The sequence below is a fragment of the Sulfidibacter corallicola genome (assembly GCF_017498545.1).
Taxonomy (GTDB): domain Bacteria; phylum Acidobacteriota; class Holophagae; order Acanthopleuribacterales; family Acanthopleuribacteraceae; genus Sulfidibacter; species Sulfidibacter corallicola.
In genome coordinates, this window is sequence record NZ_CP071793.1 from 6959161 (window position 1) to 6981010 (window position 21850).

14 protein-coding genes are annotated in these 21850 nt (G+C 59.5%); 9 read left to right on the top strand and 5 right to left on the bottom strand.

Annotated features, from left to right (window positions below; genetic code table 11):
* The first annotated feature begins 483 nt into the window (after positions 1 to 483).
* Entirely contained in the window at positions 484 to 2469 is a 1986-nt protein-coding gene (locus J3U87_RS21550; protein ID WP_237377844.1) for a TonB-dependent siderophore receptor, read from the top strand.
* A gap of 22 nt (positions 2470 to 2491) precedes the next feature.
* Positions 2492 to 3673, top strand: coding sequence for a PepSY-associated TM helix domain-containing protein (locus J3U87_RS21555; protein WP_237377845.1), 1182 nt, complete (start codon positions 2492 to 2494; stop codon positions 3671 to 3673).
* Between the two features lie 960 nt (positions 3674 to 4633).
* Here the strand turns inward: J3U87_RS21555 and J3U87_RS21560 are convergent.
* Complete coding sequence (locus J3U87_RS21560) at positions 4634 to 5515, bottom strand: LysR family transcriptional regulator (protein ID WP_237377846.1); 882 nt, start codon at positions 5513 to 5515, stop codon at positions 4634 to 4636.
* A 330-nt stretch (positions 5516 to 5845) separates the two neighbouring features.
* Here J3U87_RS21560 and J3U87_RS21565 point away from each other — a divergent pair, with 330 nt between their 5' ends.
* Together J3U87_RS21565 and J3U87_RS21570 are read left to right on the top strand one after the other, a co-directional pair.
* Positions 5846 to 7621: an Hsp70 family protein gene (locus J3U87_RS21565; protein ID WP_237377847.1), complete on the top strand. Its 1776-nt coding sequence runs from the start codon at positions 5846 to 5848 to the stop codon at positions 7619 to 7621.
* On the top strand, positions 7602 to 8186 hold the full coding sequence (locus tag J3U87_RS21570; RefSeq protein WP_237377848.1) for a hypothetical protein: 585 nt from the start codon (positions 7602 to 7604) through the stop codon (positions 8184 to 8186). The genes J3U87_RS21565 and J3U87_RS21570 overlap by 20 nt, the downstream gene beginning before the upstream one ends.
* A gap of 310 nt (positions 8187 to 8496) precedes the next feature.
* Here J3U87_RS21570 and J3U87_RS21575 read toward each other — a convergent pair whose 3' ends face one another.
* Entirely contained in the window at positions 8497 to 10614 is a 2118-nt protein-coding gene (locus J3U87_RS21575; RefSeq protein WP_237377849.1) for a VWA domain-containing protein, read from the bottom strand.
* Positions 10615 to 10780: 166 nt separating this feature from the next.
* On the opposite strand from J3U87_RS21575, the gene J3U87_RS21580 reads away from it, so the two are divergent.
* Both J3U87_RS21580 and J3U87_RS21585 read left to right on the top strand, forming a co-directional pair.
* Positions 10781 to 11143, top strand: a complete 363-nt coding sequence (locus J3U87_RS21580) for a hypothetical protein (protein WP_237377850.1) — start codon at positions 10781 to 10783, stop codon at positions 11141 to 11143.
* A gap of 93 nt (positions 11144 to 11236) precedes the next feature.
* On the top strand, positions 11237 to 11644 hold the full coding sequence (locus J3U87_RS21585; protein ID WP_237377851.1) for an RNA chaperone Hfq: 408 nt from the start codon (positions 11237 to 11239) through the stop codon (positions 11642 to 11644).
* A gap of 90 nt (positions 11645 to 11734) precedes the next feature.
* Here the strand turns inward: J3U87_RS21585 and mazG are convergent, their stop codons facing one another.
* A complete protein-coding gene (mazG, locus tag J3U87_RS21590; RefSeq protein ID WP_237377852.1) occupies positions 11735 to 12646 on the bottom strand; it encodes a nucleoside triphosphate pyrophosphohydrolase in 912 nt (303 codons plus the stop codon).
* Positions 12647 to 13048: 402 nt separating this feature from the next.
* Here mazG and folK point away from each other — a divergent pair, with 402 nt between their 5' ends.
* Both folK and J3U87_RS21600 read left to right on the top strand, forming a co-directional pair.
* Positions 13049 to 13603 carry a 2-amino-4-hydroxy-6-hydroxymethyldihydropteridine diphosphokinase gene (gene folK / locus J3U87_RS21595; RefSeq protein WP_237377853.1) on the top strand — a complete coding sequence of 185 codons (555 nt, stop codon included), beginning with the start codon at positions 13049 to 13051 and terminating at the stop codon, positions 13601 to 13603.
* A gap of 329 nt (positions 13604 to 13932) precedes the next feature.
* A complete protein-coding gene (locus J3U87_RS21600; protein WP_237377854.1) occupies positions 13933 to 16185 on the top strand; it encodes a DUF6600 domain-containing protein in 2253 nt (750 codons plus the stop codon).
* A gap of 101 nt (positions 16186 to 16286) precedes the next feature.
* Here the strand turns inward: J3U87_RS21600 and J3U87_RS21605 are convergent, their stop codons facing one another.
* Both J3U87_RS21605 and J3U87_RS21610 read right to left on the bottom strand, forming a co-directional pair.
* Positions 16287 to 19154 carry a CHASE domain-containing protein gene (locus J3U87_RS21605; protein WP_237377855.1) on the bottom strand — a complete coding sequence of 956 codons (2868 nt, stop codon included), beginning with the start codon at positions 19152 to 19154 and terminating at the stop codon, positions 16287 to 16289.
* A 138-nt stretch (positions 19155 to 19292) separates the two neighbouring features.
* Positions 19293 to 19667: a hypothetical protein gene (locus J3U87_RS21610; protein ID WP_237377856.1), complete on the bottom strand. Its 375-nt coding sequence runs from the start codon at positions 19665 to 19667 to the stop codon at positions 19293 to 19295.
* Between the two features lie 63 nt (positions 19668 to 19730).
* Here J3U87_RS21610 and J3U87_RS21615 point away from each other — a divergent pair, with 63 nt between their 5' ends.
* Positions 19731 to 21812, top strand: coding sequence for a hypothetical protein (locus J3U87_RS21615; RefSeq protein ID WP_237377857.1), 2082 nt, complete (start codon positions 19731 to 19733; stop codon positions 21810 to 21812).
* The last annotated feature ends 38 nt before the right edge of the window (positions 21813 to 21850 follow it).

Consider the following 21850-nt stretch of genomic DNA (forward strand, 5'->3'; position numbering starts at 1 on the left):
ACAACTCGCGGAGAATCTGTTGCGAATACCCGATGCTGAAGGAAAAAGATACCATTTTCCCCAACCAAAAGACTATCGAATCCCCGCATCGCCCACATTAATTTATAGGGCGCGTGGAAATGAGGGGTTCTGCGTGTCGACGAAGCCCGAAATGGTTGTCGAGAGTGTCTGAATGGTGGTTCAAACTGGGTGAGGAGGAGGTTGGAAAGAGGCTAAGAGCCTGGGTCTGGATAGGATGAGGGGCAGCGGCGCGAACCGGTACGTGGAAAAGACTAAAAGTGGTTGACTTTGAGACTGCATCTCTATATCCTGGCGCCATCTCTGCAATGTTCTGGAGTGTAACCACTTATGCGATTCAATATGCACCACTTCTTGCTCCCCCTCCTCTTCTGTCTCACCGCGCCTCTCTTCTCTCAATCCGAGGCCCCCAAGCAGGATCCTCAAGACTCCGACGACGCCTCCAAGGAGGAAATCTCGGAAAATATGGTCATCTATGGCCCTGACGATCTTAAGCTTATTGCGGAAGAAGCGACCGGCGCCATGAAGATCCAGACGTCCATTTTGGAAACGCCCGTGTCGGTTTCGGTTCTCACCGGGCAGCGGTTGCGCGATTTCAACGCCCAAACCGTGCAGGACACCCTGGTCTATACCGCCGGCGTGCATGCCGGGGCCTTCGGGGTCGATCCGCGCGGCGACTGGTCCACGATTCGGGGTGCGGCGCCGGCGGTATTCGTCGATGGCCTCCAGTCTTTGTTTGGCACTTACAACAACACCAGACCCAGTACCTACAGCCTGAGCCAGGTGGAAATCCTGAAGGGTCCGTCCTCCGTGCTCTACGGTCAAGGTTCCACCGGGGGCATCATCAACCTGGTCTCCAAAAAGCCCAAGGCCACCGCCAGCAAGGAACTCTGGGCTTCCTTCGGCAACTACGACCGCAAGCAGGCCAACCTGGATTTCACCGGCCCGCTGACCGATGACGGCAGGTTGCTCTATCGCCTGGTCGCCCTGACCAAGGAAAGCGATTCCCAAACCGACTACGTGCCGGACAACGCCCTGCTCGTCTCGCCCTCGCTGACTTGGAAACCGAGGGAAGGCACCAGCCTGACGCTGTTGGCCAACTTCCAGGAAAACGAATCCGGGACCGGTACCCAATTCCTGCCGTGGGTCGGCACCATTCTGCCCAGCCCGCACGGAACCATCGACTCCGGTGTGTTTCTCAGTGAGCCGGATTGGGACACCTACGATTCCGAGCAGAAGGCCCTGACCGTGATCTTCGACCAGGAGATCAACGATGTCTGGCGCTTCCACGCAGCGACCCGGTTTGCCGACAGCAGTGCCGACTATCGCTCCATGTGGCCCTCGTTTCCGCCGACTTTCCACGATGATGGGCGGACCGTCACGCGTACCGCCTATGTGAGCGAGGCGACCTCGGAAGCCCTGGTCGGCGATTTTCAATTCCTCGGCACCTTCGAAACCGGCGCCGTTCGCCACAACCTGATCTTGGGTTTCGACTTCCAGGATGCCACCACGGACAACGACTTCTTCTACGGTTATACTGCCGGCGGCACCATCGACGTTTTCGATCCCACCTACGGCAACATTCCCACCAACACGCCGGTCACCGATTTTCCGAACACGAATACGATCCAGCGGGGGTTCTATGCCAGCGACCAGATGAAGTTCGGTGAACGCTGGATCGCCTCGCTCGGCATTCGCCACGACGCGACCGAATCCAAGCCGGAGGGCGCCGATACTGGCCAGAAAGACGACGCCTTCACCAGTCGATTGGGCCTTATGTACGTGTCGGACAACGGGCTCGCTCCCTACGTCAGTTTTTCGGAATCGTTCCAGCCCGTGATCGGCGCCTCGGCGACGGGTGAACTCTTCGATCCCCGAGAAGGACGTCAAATGGAAGCCGGGCTCAAGTATCAGCCAGTCGGTGGTCGCGGTTTGTTCACCGCCGCGGTCTTCGACATCGACGAAGAGAACCGGCTCACCACCGATCCGCAAAACCCCCTGCACAGCGTGCAAACCGGGGAAGTGGGCATTCAGGGTTTCGAACTGGAGGGTCAGATGTCCTGGCACCAGGTGTCCGTGCTGGCCAGCTATTCCTTTACCGATGCCGAGGTGACCAAGAGCAACGACGGCAACGAGGGTACCAACGTGGCCTACATTCCCGATCAGATGTTTTCGGTATGGACCACCTACCGACCCAACCAGTGGCCCGGTTTCAACATCGGCGGCGGCCTTCGCTACGTGGGCTCCAGTTGGGACGGTGCCGACATCCTGGAAACGCCCTCCTACACCCTGGGCGATTTGCAATTGGGCTATTCGTTCCGTTCCATCAGCTTTTCCTTGGACGTGGACAACATCACGGACAAGGTCTACCTCTCCTCGTGCCTGGCCCGGGGAGACTGCTTCTACGGCGCGCGCCGCACCATCAGCGGCAGTGTTCGGTACATCTTCTAAGCTTGCATAGAGGGGCCCTTCGATGTTTTTGCGAAAGAAAACGCTGTGGAAGCTTCACTCCGTGCTCGGATTGCTGACCGGAGTCCCCCTGATCATTATCGCGGTCACGGGTAGTGTGTTGGTTTTCAAGCAGGAAATCGACGATCTCCTGGTTCCCGACAAGGTGCTGGTGCAGTCGTCCGAAACCGATCGGCTCTCTTTCGATCGGCTAGGAGACATCGTTCGACAGCGTTTTCCCGAGCAATTGGTCGTGGGCTGGCTGATCCACGAAACCACCGAGCATGCGGACATCGCCTACGTGGTGGAAAAGGGGACCTCGGTTTGGCGGAAGATCTATGTGGACGCCTATTCCGGGGTGACCCTCACCCCGCCGGTGTCCTTTCATTCCGGCTTCACCGATTGGCTTTTGGAGCTACACTACACCTTTCTGGGCGGGCACCTGGGCATGTTGGTGGCCGGTATCCTGGCCCTGGGCCTCTGTGCCCTCGGCTTGACCGGAATCCTGATCTACCGGAGATTCTGGATTCGCTTTTTCACCCTGAAGTGGGACAAGGGCCTGCGCGTCCTGTCGGGAGATCTCCATCGCAAGGTGGGCATCGTTTCGGCGCCCCTGTTCTTCATCCTGGGATTGACGGGCGCCTACTGGAACATCACCCATGCGGTTCGAGATCTCTATCTGCACGGTCTGGGCGATGAACACGAGGTGTTCGAGCGGGAGTGGTTGGGACCCGAGCTGTCGCTGGACAGGTTGGTCGCCGACAGTGCCGCGGCCATGCCCGGTTACAAGCCGTACTACATCTCTTTCCCGCAAGCGGCCGATGGCCCCGTCGTGTTTTACGGCCAGCTCGACGGACGTGGACGCTTGCGCAGTCAATACGGAATCTCCATGAGTTTCGATCGCCTCTCGGGCGAGTCGTTGGGCGTTTCCGACATTCGCGAAGCCAACGTCGCGGTCCAGGCTGTCGATGCGTTCCGACCACTCCACTTCGGCAATTTCGGTGGTTTGCCCGTCAAGCTGCTCTACTGCGTGCTGGGGGCCATGCCCGGCTTGTTGGCTCTTTCTGGGTTTGTGGTCTACGCCAAGCGGCCGAAACGCAAACGCGTGCGAAGGGGAGGGGCGGACGAGGAAGCGGAACCCTCTGCCGGGGAACTCGAGAATGCGACCGCCGTGGCCGAGGCCGGTGGCGATCGCCTCGCCGGCTGATCGCACCGAAGAATTTTAGTTCGAAGTGCCCGCCAGACGAGAAAGGCGGGCTGCCCGGCTGGTGCATCAGGGGCGGTAAGCCCGCTGGATGCACTTTCCGAAGCGATCCAAGCCGGGAGTTCCCGCATGGTTAGAGAGCCGGCACGGCTGTAGGTTGGCCCGCTGGGCCGACACTTCGAAGCGACCCAAGCAACAGCAGTGAGTTACACCAAAGAGCGAAGCGGGTTTGTTCCCATATCGAACACCAACAAGGTCGCAAAGCCCAAAGTCCCCGCACCGTGAGAGGGGCGAAAGGCTTGTAGGTTTGGCCGCTGGGCCGACACTTCGAAGCGACCCAAGCAACGGCAGTGAGTTACACCAAAGAGCGAAGCCGACCATTTCCCTCGCGACCCCAATCGAAAGCCGCAAAGCCCAAAGTCCCCGCACCGTGAGAGGGGCGAAAGGCCTGTAGGTGGAGCTGCCAGCTCCACCAATCGAAGCGACCCAACACAGATCGAAATCGAACCTCGAGAAATCTAGAGACCCGACTTATCTGTTTCGCTCTTTTACGACTCGATGTTGCGAAGTCTGGGTCGCTCCGAAAAGTACATCCAGCGGATGTACCTACCGGGCACGACGAATCTTTCGGCATTCGGGAACTCTTCGCATGGATCGCTTCGAAAAGTCGGCCGGGCCGGCTTACCCCCCCTGCCATACCGGCCGTGACCAACCAACCGGGCATCACGGTCCTCTCAACATGCGGGAACGCCGTGGGTTGACGGCTTCGAAATGTCGGCCGGGCCGGCCAACCTACTGCCGCGCCGGTCCTCAAAGCATTCGGGAACTCTTCGCATGGATCGCTTCGACAAGTTTCTCCGGCGGGCTTTCCGCGCCTGATGCCCCTCTCGGCTATCGGGGACTCCGGAGGCCAGGGCGCTTGGGTGGCGACACCGCTTTCGATGGCCGCACTACCCGTGTGCATCAATCCGTGCGGACCGGCGGCTCCTGCTGAAGGGCTTCGACGATGGCCTGGCGAATGGCCTTGGAGGCCTTGCTCGTTTGCAGGTCGGCCCGCCAGATGAGGCTGATGATCTGGCGATCGAGCGGTGTGTCGGGCAGCCGGTGGAAGGCACCGTTCACCGCGTTGAGGGCGATGGTCGCCGGCAACAGGCCCACCGCGCTGCCCGAGGCGACCATCGCCTCGACCAGTTTCAACTCGGTGGTGAACATCACCCGTGTCTGGTGCAACAGGCCGGCCTCCTGCGCCTGGGCCAGCAAGGGCTCGGTTTGGGGAAGATCCGAATTGCACACGACCAGGGAAGGCGGCGCCTCGATCGCTTCCTTGTCCCGTACCCAAAAACAGATTTCGTCTCGATACAGCGGCACGCGCGTCAGGTCGGGATGGGCCGGAGGGTCGACCACGATACCCAGATCGACGCGCAGCTCGATGACGTCTTCGGCGACTTCCCGCGAAAGGCGGTGAACCAGGCGCAGCTCCAGGCCAGGATGACTGGCGAGCAGGTCGGGACAGAAACGGGGCAGGGTGTAGAGCGCGACGGTGGGGTGAACGCCCAGGGAATAGGAACCGCGGATCTCGTGTTGGCCCTCGCGAATGTCCAATGTGAGGTTTTCCCATTCGCGGCGCAGTTTCTCGGCGCGGTCCAACAGCATCTCGCCGGCCCGGGTGAGCACGACGCCCTTCTTGGTGCGTACGAACAGGGCGTGATCCAGTTTCTCTTCCATGCGGCGCACCGACCAACTCAGTGCCGGTTGGGTCACGCCCAATTTGCCCGCGGCGCGCGTCATGTTGCCTTCTCGCGCCACCGTAACGAAGGTGTGTAGTTCGTCCAGAGAGAAGGTCATGAAATCCGGATGCCTCCCTTGCCGTCTCGGGCCGCCGACCCGGTTTTCGCGCGAGGCGTCGATGCCTCGTGCTCGATCGTATCACACCCGCCAATGCCTCATGGAAAACAGCGGGAACGAAGGGTTTTCGCAGGGCCGACCGGGGGGAGCCGTGGATCGAAACCCACGAGTCGATCGCGGAGAGGGCCCTCCCGAGGCTGTAAGATCCGAGGGCGGGATCGGCACACATGGATAGGTGGAACGACACAGAATCGGATGGTCGCGTTTCCCATGGATGACAATCGGGTTAGAATGTAGTTCGGATGCCTGTCGAACCCAACGAGAAAACCCATGAGCAGAGTAATCGGAATCGATCTAGGGACAACTCATACCCTTTGTGCCGTATTCGGTGAACACGGACCCCAATTGGTACCCAATCGAGTGGGGTGCTTTTTGACCCCGTCGGTGGTCGGTCGCACGGGCGAAGGGCGGGTTTTGACCGGCATGGTCGCCCGCGATATGAACCTGATCCATCCCTGTCACTGTGCCGCCCGATTCAAGCGACACATGGGAACCGATGCCAAGCTCATGCTGGCCGGCGAACGATTCAGCGCCATCGAACTGTCCTCGCTTCTGCTGAAAACCATGAAGCGCGATGCCGAAGCCCATTTGGGAACCTCGGTGGATCAGGCCGTCATCACCGTGCCGGCCTATTTCAACGACCACCAGCGCAAGGCGACCAAGCTTGCCGGTGAGCTGGCCGGTTTCCAGGTCCGGCGCATCATCAACGAACCGACGGCGGCCGCCCTGACCTACGGTTTTCACGAGCGAGACAACGATCGCCGAGTGTTGGTCTTCGACCTCGGCGGCGGCACGCTGGACGTCACGCTCATGGAGATTTTCGAAGGCACCCTGGAGATCATCGCCACGTCCGGTCAGGCGATGCTCGGTGGAGAGGATTTCACCGAGGCCGTGGTGTCCTGGTGCCTGAGGCAACAGGGTCGGGATCCGGCGTCGTTGCGGGGTTCCTCGCCCCAGAGCTACGCCCGCCTGTGGCGCGAATGCGAGGCGGCCAAGATTCAACTGAGCCGCGAGCGTCAGGTGGACGTTCGCATACCCGATCGCGAAGGCCGCTTTTCTCCGAATTGTGCCCAGGTGACCCTGGATCGCGGCGTCCTGGCCGATGTTCTCTCGCCCTTCAAGGCGCGCATCATGGATTCGCTTCACCGCGCCCTGCGCGACGGCAAGACGCGCCCCGAGGACATCGACAGCGTGATTCTGGTGGGAGGGGCGACCCGCATGCCGCTGATCGCGGAGATGTTGGAAGACTATTTCCAGAAGCCGCCCCTGTGTCGGTACAACCCCGACGAGGTCGTCGCGATGGGCGCCGCCGTGCAGGCCGCGCTGTTGGAGGACCACAAGGAGGTCGAGGACCTGGTCCTGACCGACGTGTGTCCCTTCACTCTGGGCATCGCGGTCGCCAAGCAGTTGGGGCGTGAATACCGCGACGGCTATTTCCTGCCGATCATTCACCGCAACACCACCCTGCCGGTCTCCAAAGAAGAGGTGGTCTTCACCCTCTACGCCAACCAGAAGTCCGTGGATGTCAAGATTTTCCAAGGTGAATCGCGCAAGATCAAAGACAATCATCCACTTGGCGAGTTGAAGGTTTCCGGCATTCCGCCCGCCCCTGGCGGCCACCCGATCTACGTGCGGTTCACCTACGACCTGAACGGGATTTTGGAGGTCGAGGCGGTGGTCTCCGAAACGGGAACCCGCTTTCAGACGGTCCTGACCCACCACGTCAAAGGCCTCGACGAACGCGAGATCGAGGCCGCGGTCGCGCGGATGCAGGAGATCAAGTTCTATCCCCGCGATCAGGAGGAGTACCAACACCTGCTGTTTTTTGCCGAGCAGGTGTTGGCCGAAGTGGCCGGAGAAGAGCGCCGGACCTTGGAAACCGTCTTGGACGAATTCGAATCGGCCATGTGGGACAGCCCTCACTACGAAGAGGGGGAAACCTGGTTCCGCGATGCCCATCAGGCGTTGCTCTCCTATCTGGAAGACTTGGGATACGCCTTTCGAAAGCCGCCCGAGGAAAGTGATTTTGGCCGCCAATCCCCGTGAACACTACATTCGCTCCATTTTGGAATTCGATCCCGAGCGGCTCGACGAGTTGCTGGCGGCGCGCCGAGCCTACATCGGTCTCGCAGGCGAAGGGTTCGGCGGAGAGGCCGGGCGTAGCGATCCCTGGGAACTCGCGCAACGGCGCGAATGGCTGGTGTTCCAGTTGGATTGCCTGCACGGGTGTTTTTGGTCGCCGACCGCCGTGCCCCATTTCGAGGTCTTGTCGTCCTCCGATCTTTCCGCCTTTCCCGCGTTGAAACGGCGTTTCGACCGACTGGCTCGGGTTTTTCCCCTACGCGATCGGTTCGCGTCGGCGGGATCGGACTCCCGCATGAACGCCGATTTTCTGGTATGGTTCCGTCGCTTGGCGGTTGCCAACGAACGCCAGGCGGCCCTGCTGCGCTCCTTTCACCAGGGGTACCTCCAGGATCGCGGCAATCTGGTGGCCACGCTGGAACAGGTTCGGCTGTTACAAAACGCGTATCCCGAGCTGTTCGAATTGGAGCGTGACTGGTTCGTCGAGATCTTGGATCGACCGGCGCGATATTGGAAAACCGTGTTTTGAGCCATCGTCCGCATTGACTCACGAGAGCGGAAATGGCAAAAAAAGAGGGGGACCGAACGTCCCCCCGGTAAAAACGAGGTTGGATGAATACCAACCCTCGTGGATGTGATGCCGAGTCGTCGCGGTGTGAACGATTAACCCGGTCCTACGAAAGGGCAGAAAAGGAGAACCGGGTAGGAGGACCACGCCGATGACGGCTCGGCTTCCCTTGTGCGTCACCAAGGTCTCTATCTCCGAACGCGCCGTTCGCGGCGGATCCGGTTCATTTTCGCCAAAATTTCTCGGACGATCGGGAACCGGATCCCGACCTTCAGTTGAGGGTGCGAAACCGAACGCGGGTGCCGCCCTTTTTGAGCCGTAGGCGCAGGTCGCGACGGGCCGGGTTGAACTCGGAACTGTAGTAGTCGATGTAATAGAAGCTCTTGAAATCGGCGTAGATCCGGTCGAACTTCTCGTCCAGGTTCTTGACGCGGGTGACCTTGGTGTAGATGGACCCGGTCAGGCGTGCCATGCTCTCCAGGAAGTTGGCGGCCTCGAGCGGCTCGGGGAAGATCCCGCCGGGCAGGATGATGGGATAGACCATCACGGGCGAGTTGCGCAGGGCGCCCGCCACGTGGATGTCGGTCGTGGCCGAGTCGGAGTCGTCACCGTCGGAAACCACGATCATGATTTTGGTACCGTTCTGACCGACCAGGGCATCGTTGGCGATCAGCATGGCGTCGTAGAGGCGTGTGGCGCCAAGGGGGCTGATGGTCATGATCTTGGGGGTCAGGTCGTCGAAGTCGTTGGTGAAGTCACTCAGTTTGAGGACTTTGCTGTCGAAGGTGTAGATCGCGACGCGATCCTCGGGGCCCAGCTTGCTGACGAAGGTCTTGACCGAGTACATGGCGCGGTACAGCTTTTCTCCGAACATGGATATGGAGGTGTCCAAGATGATCGCGATGCGCAACGGCGCGGTGTCCTTGCGGAAATGGGCGATTTCGACTTCCTTCTTGTTTTCCTTGAGAACGAAATCCTCTTTGGCCAGTTCGCGGCCGGCCTCGCCGCGCAGATTGAACACCGAGGCATGCAGGGCCACCAACTGAACCCGCTCCTCCTCGTCGACCTTCAGGGTGTCCACCGTGATTTCGTCTTCCTGATAGGTTTCGTCTTCGAAATAGGCCACGACGCGCAGGGTGAGCTTGCCGAAGTTGCCGTCGACGGTGAAGGGCACCTTGAACGGCGGCGCCGTGATGCGGGCGATGCGTTCCTCCTCGAGGAAACACTCCACCAGGAGGATGGGCGATTCGTTGCCGGCCATGGTGAATTCGAGATTGGTGGTGCCGGTGACGAGATCGTTGTCGACGGGCGAGGTGATTTTGAGCGTGACCTTTTCCGATTGTTCGAAGCGTGCACGCCGGCCGAGCAATTGGTTGCGGCGGTTTTCGGCCTTGCCGGCCAGGGAGCGCTGATTCTTGAGGCCTTCGCGAATGGTGGCGAACAGCGGCTGGAAGCGCGAAATCAGGCTGAACGCCTCGTCGTCCAAACCCTCGGCCAAGTATTGGTCCATGAGCCGTTTCAGGGCCTTCTTGTCGTCGGGCACCAACTGCACGTACTCTTCCAGGTCGGCATAGACGCCGCCTTTACCACCTTCGATGTCGGACAGGGCCTTGCCGTAGATATCCAACGCCTGACGGAAGGTCTTCAACTGGTAATCCTGGGTTTGCTCCAAACTGGCGGATGTCTTTTTCACGTAGGTCGAGCCCAGGTTGATCTTGATCTTGGTGATCAGGTCCTTGTCCCACAGAATCAACGAGGGGAACAGGTCGAACACGTTGAAGTCCTTCTTTTCCACTTCCACGCGCGGCCATTTGTAGTAGAGGTCCACCAGGAATTCTTCACCGGCGGGCATGGGGAACTGGACCTTGTCGAAGGGAAACACGGCGTCGTGCAGAAACTCGCGGTAGACCTGGGGCTTGGTGAGCATGTTGATGGGGAAGGTGATCGGCTCCGTGAGACCTTCGCAGAGAATGACGCCCGTGCCGGGCGTTTTGTCCAAGCCGATGACCACTTTGTATTCCCGTTCGGTCAGGATCTCGCCGGTCATGTCGCGAACGGCCAGTTCGAATCTGTAAGAGATTACCGGGAGATTGTCCGCCTTGCCGTCGTAGATGCTGCCGCGATTGCGCTCGAGCGTTCGCATCAGGAACGCGGTTTGGCGGAACGGCGTGTCGAGAATGTTGTCGTACAGGTTCTTGTCCAAGGAGTAATCGTCGTTCTTGATCAACTTGTAGGCCAAGAGCGGTTCGGGGTTGGCGCGGACGACGATTTGGGTGTCCTCGGGTTGGACCTCCAGCGCGAAAAAGTGGATGTCCTTGGTGGCGAACAGGGGCAAAGTCATGAGAACACACAGGGTTGCCGATCGCGCAAACGACGAAGACGATGTCATTGAGTACTCCTTCCTTCCAGAGATTCACTAGCTGGGTATCGATCATCCCTACAGGGCTCGATGGTCGAGAGCCGGGCGGAGCCGCGTACTGCCGGTTTGTTCTAGGGCGAAATCGGGTCTCGCTTTTAGCCAACAACGAGCGAGAAGTCGATCGATCCTTGTCAACATGGCCGAATCCTCGCGCCGGCGGTTCGAACCGAACGGCGAAGAGGCGCGGGCATGCATGCCGAAAACAACACAGGGAACGGAAGCCTTCCCCGAGCAGGACCCGTGCCGGGCGTGGTGGCAGGCCATCGCAGCGAAATCGAAGGGCGCTTCGAGGACGGCGTTTGGGGAGAAACGCGTCCATTGTAACCCGAATCGTGCGTCGGTGTTTCGCGAAAGGAACTCGTTGGATTCACCATGGAACGGTGCGGTGGCGAGCGCGGCGGTATGGGTCAAAAAAACCGCGAATTTCCCGGAAAAAAGCTCTAAATTGTTCCAATCAAATGACCCTATCGTTGAATTCGCGAGCAACCCTTTGGTATGATACGGCCAACTTTTTGTGTACCCCCAGGATTGGCGAATTCCGGAACGGGCGTCAACGATCCCGAACACCACTTTTATTGCTTGAGGACCGTATATGTCGATTCACCGCAAGTTGATCCGGCCTAGCTTGAAAAATGTGAAGGAAAACGCGGGGCAAACAGCGGAAATGCAACCGCAGGCCCTGAGTTCCAACGCATCTCAAGGTCGGGATCTGGCTGGCGCCAGACGCAAACACATACCCGCCGAACAAACCAATGCGGAAAGTTTTTACTATCTAAAGCAAATGCAAACCAAGACGCCCATGGTCATCATTCTCCAGGACGGTGAACAAATTCGCGGCATTATCGAGTGGTATGATCGCCACACGTTGAAAGTCAACCGCCACAAAGAACCCAACCTGATGATCATGAAGCATTGCATCAAGTACATGTACAAGCAGGAAGACGAGGTCAAGACCCACCGTCGTCGCAAACGCGTGGACGTGGATCACAAGGAGTCCTGATCGTCGCCATAGGCGCCCGCCGCTTCGCCCATTCGTCGTAAACCCGCGCCGTAACCGCCTATCGGAATCGCGGGTTTTTCTGTATGCGGCTCACGTTTTGTCGTGGTCCCATTGCTTGGCGGCTTGCCAAAGTGTTTCCTGTTCTTCCAAGGGCAGTTCCGCGAATACCTGGCCGCGTTCGTCCGCGAGCCGTTCCATGCGGCGAAATCGGCGGCTGAACTTGGCGTTCGCCAGACGCAGGGTTTCCTCCGGCTCGAAACCGGCCTTGCGCACCAGGTTGGCGGCAGCGAACAGGACGTCGCCCAACTCTTCCTGCAATGCCGCTCCATCGCCCGAGGCCAGGGCCTCTTCGACTTCGTTCAATTCCTCGTGGATCTTGTCGATCACCTGGCGGGGACGGTCCCAATCGAAACCCACCTTCGCCGCCTTCTTGGCGATCTTGTAGGCTTCCAGCAGGGCGGGCAGGCCTTTCGTCAGGCCGTCCAGGGCCGAGTGATCGGCGGTGGTGTGGCCTTTCTCGGCGCGTTTCCATTGATCCCAGTTGGCTTCGACGTCCTCGGCCTGCGTAAGGTCGAGATCGCCGAAAACATGGGGATGGCGGCGGATCATCTTGTCGACGATGCCCTCCATGACGTCCTCGATGGTAAAGCGATCGGCTTCTTCCTGGATCTTGGCCTGGAAGACCGCCTGAAGGGAAAAATCGCCCAACTCTTCGCGAAGCAGGTCCCAATCTTCGGTTTCGATGGCCTCCAACACTTCGTAGGCTTCTTCCAGGACGTATTTCTTGAGGCTCGCGGGGGTTTGTTTTCGGTCCCAGGGGCAGCCGGACCGCAGCCTTTCCATCACACAGACCAAACGATAGAAGCTGTCCTTGATGCGTTCGGCCCGGGCATCCTCGAACAGGGCCTGGCCTTGGGCGTCGCGCGTGACGTCCACGGTATCGGGATCCGGCGCTCCGGGAAAGGCGGTGGGTCGAACGGGATCGCTTTGGGATTGGGACACGGGCGGCTCCTTTTCTCGACGGGCGCACATGGCGCGACGGCTGGGATCGTCATCGGGCGAAGGGATCTCGCACGCGATCAAACGGAACATTATACCCAAGGCGGGCCCCTTGGCCGGCGTCTTTTGGAGGGGCCCGGACCAAGGCGACTCTGGGGGCCGGGTTCCACCGGTTTCGCGCCAGGACCGATTGGCGGTCTGGCGGCGGGTGGAACCCAGGTGGATTTTCCGCCATCATTCATGAACGGTTGGTGCCTGGAGGGCCGCCGGGTTTCCGGGGGTGGGATGAGATTTCCCTGGCGGCTCAACCATTGCGCGGATGGGTTGTCCCTGGAGGTATAATGCCGACACCTCGAGGGCGATCGAGGGCATGTGTGATTCTCGTGGAAAGGGATTGTGGCGAGTATGGAACAAGAATCCGCTTTGGCCGTCATCGGAATGGGAAGTAATCTCGAAGATCGCTTCGATCATCTCCTGTTCGCGGCGCGTGGGCTGCACGAGCTACCGGCATCGGATAGCCCGCGATTTTCACCGATTTACGAGACCGCCGCCGTCGACTGTCCCGAACCCTTGCCCTTCCTCAATGCGGTGGCCTGCCTGCGCACCCGTTTGGAGCCCCTGGCGTTGTTGCACCATTTACAACGTCTCGAGCGGGCTTGCGGACGTGCCCGTCCTTATCGTCACGCGCCCCGCACCCTGGATTTGGATTTGCTGTTGTTCGGCGATCGGGTGCTCGCCTTGCGGGAATTGGAATTGCCCCACCCGCGCCTGCACGAACGGCTCTTCGTGACGACTCCGCTGGCCGACCTGGCCGGCGATGTGCGCCATCCCGTATTGGCTTGTACCATGGCCGAAATCGATGGCCGTTTGCGGGCCAGCCTGGAGGGCGCCTCGGGTGCTCTCGAACCGGACGACGTCGTTCATAGGAGTCGTTACCATTGGCCGGTCTCGTTCGCCTGAACATCTGCGTCGACCGTTCGCCAGGCGTCGCCTTTTGGTGACGTGTAGGAAGGGATGAACCGAACCCGGGCGACGTCCATAGGGGACAGATCGCGGCGGTCGAAAAAGGTTCGAGCCCGGGGACGTGCTATTCTGGAAGTGCTTTCAAGGCATGGCGACCGCGCGACCACCCTCCACGGCATGCTCTCAAACCTGCGGCCACCCCCGATTCTTCGCGAACGGCGGCGCGTTTCGAGTAGGGCTCCGGCCTTAACCCTCTGGCCGTTCATCACCTGCTGGTATGCCCCTTGCTTTGGTGGGAGGCATCCGCAAAGCCACAGGAGGTTCCCATGCGATACCTTATGTTGATGATTCTGCCCCTCACATTTATGGGCTCCGCCTTTGCTTGGGATGATCCTAACGAGGAAATCGTCGACACGTACGACGAGGCCGAGCAAACTCAGGGCGAACGTTATGCCCGCGTTACCTACGCCGGCAAACACGTGGGATTGACCCACGAAGATGGATACGAAGAGGACGCGATACGAAACCTCCCGGTCGTTTCCGGGGATATGATTAAAACTCGCGGTTCCTCCTACGCCGAAATCGAATTTCTCGACGGCAGCCTGATGCAGTTTGACGACCGTACCGAGGTCGAATTTCAGGCGATCAACGAAACGTATCAAAACGAAAGTCTCAGCGTGATCAAGCTTTACGACGGCAGTATCTTCCTGCACGTGGCCGATGAGCGCGAAGGCCTGGAAAGCCGCGTCTATCGGATCGATACCGAAGACGGCTCGACCTACATCGAGGCACCCGGCATCTACCGGATCGATCTCGAAAACGGTCGCACCAAGGTCAAGGTCTTCCGCGGGTACGCCGAATTGAGCGGTGAAGCCGACAGCCAACTGATCTACAGCGGCGAGTACGCGACGATCAAAAACATGTACGCGCCCAGCCGGACCCGTTCCTTCAACTCCTTTCACGGGGACCGTTTCGAGCGTTGGTCCTACGAACGCCGACCCTGGACGCGCACGGTCAGCTCCAAATACGTATCGCCCCATTTGGTGTCCTATTCGCGTGATCTGGACGACCACGGCGAATGGCGCTACCACCACGACCTGCAAATCCACGTGTGGGTCCCCTTCGTCAAGTCCGGCTGGCGCCCCTACTACAATGGGTATTGGACCACCCGCCGCCATCGCATGACCTGGGTCTCCTACGAACCGTTCGGCTACGTGACGCACCACTACGGCCGTTGGGGTTGGACGGTGGATTTCGGATGGCACTGGATTCCCGGCCGTTACTATTCTCCCGCGTGGGTGGCCTGGACCAGCTACGACAACTACGTGGGTTGGTGCCCGCTGGGCTATTACAACCGACCCTACTATTACGGGCGACGCGGCTACAACCGGGTCGTACTGAATTATCACAGCAACCATTACTGGCATTACGTCGATGTGGACGTGGTGGTGAACCGGCGTCGGGTCCTTCCTTACCGTTCCGCCATCCCGCGGCACTCCAGCAGGCGTGTGGTGACCACTCGCTCGATCACGGTGACCCGTGACGACCTCTCTTCGGGCAGATCGTTCAGTCGGGTGGTTCGCGATCCGGGCGTCAACCGCGCACGATCCACTCGAGCGCTGGCGTCGCGAGGCGCGATCCGGGTACAGGACCGCGTGGGTACGACCGGAAGCAGCTCCAGGGTGACCCGACGGACGACCGCGGTTCCCATCCAAAGTCGCGCGACCGGAACCAAAGCCGTGTCTCGCCACACCAACGTCACCCGCAGCACGGCGAGTTCGCGTTCGGTGATCCGACGAGACCGCGGCGACAGCGGCATCACCACCTATCGCCGGGCGGGAACCACCAGCGACAGCAGCCGAACCACCCGTGGAACCGCCAGCAGTAGCCGAACCACCCGTGGAACCACCAGCAACAGCAGTCGGACCACCCGAAGTCAAGCGTTACCGCGCTCCTATCGCAACCTGGACTCCAAGGAGAATCAGGTACAACAACGACCGCGCAGCAGTCGCACCGTCACACCCAATCCCACCACGCGGCGGACCGTGCCCTCCCGCTCCACGGGAACGCGAACCCCGACTCAGACCGCACCGTCCCGCAGCTCGGAACCCAGCCGTCGCGTAACGCCGACGCGCAGCTCCGAGCCGGTACGCCAGCGGGATCAAGGAGCCTCCAATAGCCGCAGCCGCAGCTCGGCAACGCCGGCCCGCAGTTCCAGGACCACGCGTTCCACCAACAGTCGCGCCACCGGCAGTCGCTACAATGCACCGTCGCGGTCGGCCGTTCCCTCAAACTCCCGTGTGCGCGAAACGGGCGCCAGTCGGTCTTCGTCGCGAAGCTCCAGCCGCCAAAGCGCTTCTCCCGCGCCCAGGACGCGGCAACGATCGCAGAGTGCGGCGCCTTCGAGAAGCCGGCAACCCACCCGCAGCGCCTCGCCCTCCAGATCGACCAGTGGTAGTCGTCAGCAGGCGAGCCCCAGTCGCAGCACGCGTTCGCGCAGCTCGGCGACGCCCCGATCCGGTTCCAACAGCTCGAAATCACAACGTGCCCCGATTCGGCGGCGCGATCACAACGACTGATCCAATTCAGAACCAAGCCGAACCCACCTCACGCGGCGAGGGATAACCCTCGTCGCGTTTTTTTGCCAGGTTCGAGCTTTGCCTCTCCCGCCGATCGGCGCTCAGGATTCGCTTCCGGTGGGCGCGCCTCGCTCGCACCCATAGGTCGTCAGCACTCGGATGAGTCGCTTCTTTGATATCGGTTTGGTGAGATAGTCGGTCATGCCGGCGGCGAGGCAACGCTCGCGGTCACCCTTCACCGAATTGGCCGTCAGCGCGATGATCGGCAACCTGGCACCGATGGATTCCATTTTGCGAATTCGGGAAGTCGCCTCGTAGCCGTCCATCACGGGCATTTGACAGTCCATCAGCATCAGCCCGTAGGAACCCTGGGTGACTTCCGCGATCGCCTCCTCGCCGTTGGAAACCACCTGGAAGGCATACCCCAGCGAGTCGAGCAGCCTGCCGATGACCTTCTGATTGACGGGGTTGTCTTCCGCAACCAGGATCCGCATCTTTTGGGACGAGGTCGACTGTGGTTCGTCGCCGCCTGTTTTGGAGGTGCCCACGATTCTTTCCCGGGTTGCCGCCGCTCGTGGGGTGGCTTCCTCCGAGGCCCGACCGAGGAGGATTTCGAACCAGATCAGGGTGCCCTTTCCTTCTTCGCTCTCCACGCCGATGGTACCTTGCATCAGATCCACCAACTGGTGGCAAATGGCGAGACCCAATCCGGTCCCGCCGTACTTTCGTGTGGTCGATGAATCCACTTGGGTAAAAGGTTGGAACAGATGCTCGATCCGTTCCGGGGGGATGCCGATACCCGTGTCGCGGACTTCGAAACGGAGCCGGTGCCGGTTGTCTTGGGCGCCGACGACCGCGGCGTGGAGACTCACCTGACCGGAGGTCGTGAACTTGACCCCGTTCGTGGCCAGATTGAGCAGGATCTGGCGGAGCCGGATCGGGTCGCCCAAGAAAGGGGTTCGCGCTTCCGGGGTAGTGCCGATGACCATGACCAGGTTTTTCGCCTGGAGCGAGGCGCGCAGAATGGACCGCACCTCCTCGAAGACGGCGGGAATGGAGAAGGGAAGCCGTTCGAGGTCCAGCTTGCCGGCTTCGATTTTGGAAAAATCCAGCACGGTGTTCAGTTGCGCCAACAGGGCGCCTGCGCAGGCCTGGATGGTGTCGGCGCAATCCTGCTGTTCGGGGGTCAACTCGGTGGCGCGCAGGATTTCGTTCATGCCGAGGATGCCGTTCATGGGCGTTCGGATCTCGTGACTCATGTTGGCCAGAAACGCGCTTTTGGCCTGGGTCGCGACCACGGCCTCCTCCTTGGCGCGGATCAGCTCGGTTTCGGTGTGCTTGCGGATTTGGATCTCGTTACTCAGCGCGCGGGTGCGTTCCTCGACCAACTGTTCGATCTGGGAGGAGCGACCCATGGTCCACAACAGAAAGGCGCCCATCAGGGTCGTGAAGAAAAAGCCACCCACCAGGACCGACCAGGTGTCCCAGGACCGATTGGACCGCACCGCCTCCAGGGCGTGCTCGAATTCCAGGCGCCACCGGCGTCCGCCGAAGGCGATTTCCCGTGAAAGGGAGAAGGCGTTCAAAGCGCCTTCCGATGCTTCGGCGGGCCCTTCGCCGCCTTCCTGGATATCGCCGGTACGATGAAGCGGCATTCGGCCGTTGGTAACGTCGGACAGGATCAGGGTCAGACCGTGACGGTCGATGTGGCGTAATGATTCCCGAATCAGATCGGGAATGCGGTAGACGGCCACGAACATGCCGTCGACGGGGGCCGAGGACGGCGGTTCGTCCCCCTCCGTGAAAACGGGGAGGAACACCAGGATGCCGGTTTTCCCGCCGCCGGTGATATCCAGGTCGACCGGGCCGGTCGCGGTCAGGGTACGCGACATTGCGGCTTTCTCCATGGTTTTCAGCCGCGGAGGTTTGGCGGACAGATCGAAACCGAGCACCTCCCGGTTTTGTTCGAAGGGTTCCACAAAATACACGGGATAGTAGGTTTCGCGCACGGCCGCATCTATCAGGGCATCGCCCTGCATCTCGGTGATCGAAAAGGCCTCGAAGCCCTCGCCGCGGGCCTGACCTTCGAATGCGGTGCGCTCATTGCCTTTCACGCGCGGTACCCAGGACAGTGCCATCAAGGGCAGTTTTTCGATCCAACGCCGCGTCAGCGCCTCGAATTTTTCTCGCGACATGTCGGGTTGGCTTCGATGAAAATCTCGCAACACCAACAAGATCTCGGTGCCTTCCTCGAGACTGTCGCGGATCGCGTGGGTCATGGTTTCGGCAACCGTTTCCAGGTTCTTTTCCGTGCGGAGGTGTTCTTCGGTTCGCACCTCCACGAAGAAGTGAATGGAGATGACCAACAGGGAAAAGATGGGCACTGTCGTGAACCAGACCTGTCTGGCCTCGAACCGGCGGAACCGGGTGACGGTCACCGCAAACGGCATGAATACCAAAACGCCCAGGGTGTCGCCGATCCACCAAGTGAGACTGGTCAAGGGAAACTGGTTCAACTCGATTTGTCCCACGCTGAGAAGGACGAGGGGGCCGATGGTCCCGTTGACCAGGCAGCCGACGGGGCCCACCATGGTGAGGAACTGCATCAGTTTGGAGAGATGGTTGAGCGAGAGATAGGAGCGGGTGAGCCATCCGCCGACACAGGCCTGCAGCGAGGCGCCGATCGCAATCCCGGCGGCGGCTGCGATGTTGGTGACGTTCAGGGCGTTGGCGTCGTAGGAAACCCAGAGGTTGACGATGAAGGATCCCAGCCAGATGCCCGGCCAAATGCGATAACCCCAAAAGAGTAGCGCGGTCATCGCGATCCCGGCCGCGGGCCACACGGGCGCGGCGAAACCGGGAGGAATGGCCAGCAAGAGCGAAAGTCTGCCCACCACGGTATAGAGAACCGCCACCAAAATCAGCGAAAGAAACTGTAGCCGCCAGGGGTCGCTTCGCTTCGTGTTCAAGGCTCGTTCCTATGATGGATAATTTAGTTGGCCCTCATTAAGAACCAATCGGTATTGCGGATGGTTTTATCGATTATTTTTCGAACAATCTCACAAGTCCTAGGGTTCGATCTGAGGTGGTCTCATGGATATTGTGTACTAGCTATATGGGGGTATCATTGACAGGTTCCAAAAAACACTGATAGGTTGAATGCTTCGTTCGGCGCTGAATACGAGGAAATCATGGGAAAGAAACGGAAAAAAAGCAGGAAGGGAAAAGAGCCTTCGGTAAAAGATCTGTCGGTAGAGGAGCTTGCGCACCGGGCGGAACTCCATGCCGAAGCCGGCCAATGGCGACAGGCATGTGAGGTATTGAAGGTTCTTTTCAAGGCAGAGCCCCACGGATGGGGCCGAAACCTTTTCAAAGCCTATTGCGCAAGGGCGGAGAGCTTTGCCGAGAAGTCGCAATGGGGCGAAGCGCGCACCATGGTTGACGCCGCACTTTCCCTTGATCGTCAACACCACGAGATTCATGCGCTGCTACCTTCCCTCTTTCGGATGGGGCGTTGGAAGGAAATCTCCGAGATCTACCTATCGGTGGAAAAATGGGATCTGGAAAAACCGGCGAAACGGTTGATCGAATCCCATTTAGCGGCCGCGCTGATCGCTGGTGAAGACAAGTTGCTCGAATGCCTACCCGCCGAAAGCCCCCCGACAAAACACCTTCCTGCCGCCATGGAGGCGTTGGACGCCTACTGCAGCGGTGATCTCACGGCGCTCGGTGCCGCTTTGGTTCGAATACCCATCGTTTCCCCCTATCGCGACCTTCGCCTTTTTTTCAAATCCCAGATGGAGGGAGACGGATCGGCCATTGCCGGCAAGATCAAACCATCGTCCCCTTTTGCGGTGTTGTTCTCCGCGCTGCAGGACCTGCCGGATCAACCCTTGCCATTTCTTCAATTCCTCCGGGAAGAGGCTGAAGGGACAGCGTGCCTCGCTGCCCAATTCCACGGCTTGAGCCCCGCCGTGTTCCGGTTTTTCCGAACCACCACCATCGAAAACATGGATTACACCAAGTTCGTGGCGCGCGTGGTGCGAAAATTGGATCAATACGAACCGCAGACGATTCGACGCTTTTGTGAGACGGCCATCGTGATCGATCGGAAGTGGTTCTCTCGCTGCCGCGATGCATTTGGTTTCAATCAAAAAGAGGCGCTTCGCTTCGAGGCGCGGGCTTTGGAACAACATGACCTCTTTGGCGCGAGGAAGAAATGGGAGGAATACCTGGAGGCGCTCGAGGGATCCATTTCGCAAGATCGACTCCTCAAATACCGAGTGCGAATCTATGTTCATTTGGCGCGCCTGTTCCACAAGCGACTCGTGCTCGAGGAGCCGGACGATTGGGAGGACATGGACCCGTGGGACGATGAATTGGACGAGGGTGAGGATAGCTTCCAGAAAAAAGCCCATCTCGAAGCCCTTTCCCTTCTGGAACAAGCATTTCGATTGAAATCGGATGATCCCGAAATCGCGCTCGAACTGCTCAATCGTCTCTCGGATCTCACGAACACACCCGAATCCCACCACAAAGCTCACCGGCAGCGCCGTCGTACGCTTTTGCGCGAAAGCTACAAGTGTTTTCCAGACCATCCGGAAATCCAAGCCAAGGCCCTCGACGATGCGATCGAGCGCGAGGCTTGGAAGACGGTGGCCAAGATTGCCAAAACTCAGCTCGCTCGGGATCCGATCAATCACGCCTTGCGCCTCAAATTAATCGAAGCTCACTGCGCCCACGGGCTGAAAATGGTCAAGGCGAAGAAATACGATCTGGCCGCCAAAGAACTCGATCAATCTCGTGAATATCAGCGTGCGACCGTAGGTAAGTATATGATTCTCCTGCTGGATATCGTTCTCTCGAGCAGGAGGGGAGAGCTGGAGAAGGCGAAGGCGGATTTGAATCTCGCCATCGATCGGTGTCGGAACGAGCCGCAGACCTTGTTTCCCTTCCTGGTTCTTTTTCGCAACCATGGACTCAAGTCCAGGTTCAAGGCTCAGGACGAAGCCATTTTGTCGGCCATTCGAACAAGCACCCCCGAGCCGAAGGCCATCATGCAGCTAGTTGATTGGATGAAACGGGATCACGATCCCCAAGTCGTGCCGAAGATCCTCAACCTGGTATCCAGTCCCCTTTCCGCGTTTTTTTCGAAGGCGGCCAAGTTGGCGTATTCCAAAGCGGAACTCGCCCAGCTCTGCGAACTCTGGGAGGATTTGGATGCCGTCAAGTTGATGGAGCAATATGCCAAAGAAGGGGAGACCCGCTTTGGCGCGCCGTTGTTCACCTACTACCGTTTTAGCGGTCGAGCGCGAGAATTTGCCAAGCCGCTCACCAATCGAGAGGTGAAAGCTTTGTTCGCTGCCTACGAGCGAGCCTTCGAAGCCGGAAACGATCCTGCCGAAGCTCCCCTTTACAGGCTTATCGAGGAGTTGGAATTGGCTCCACGGTTCATGCAAGAAACCAAAAATCCGGCAATCCTCGAGGTGATGAGTGCGGTCGATGAATTCCTGGAGGCCATGCCGTTCCCCGAGGATATGGATCTGGACTCCATGGATCCCGAAGATGCGATCGCCATGTTGGCCCAAATCATGGAAGCGGAAGGCGTCGATTGGGATGAACCTTGAGCGTAACGATGAACGATGATTGTCACGACGATGTGGCG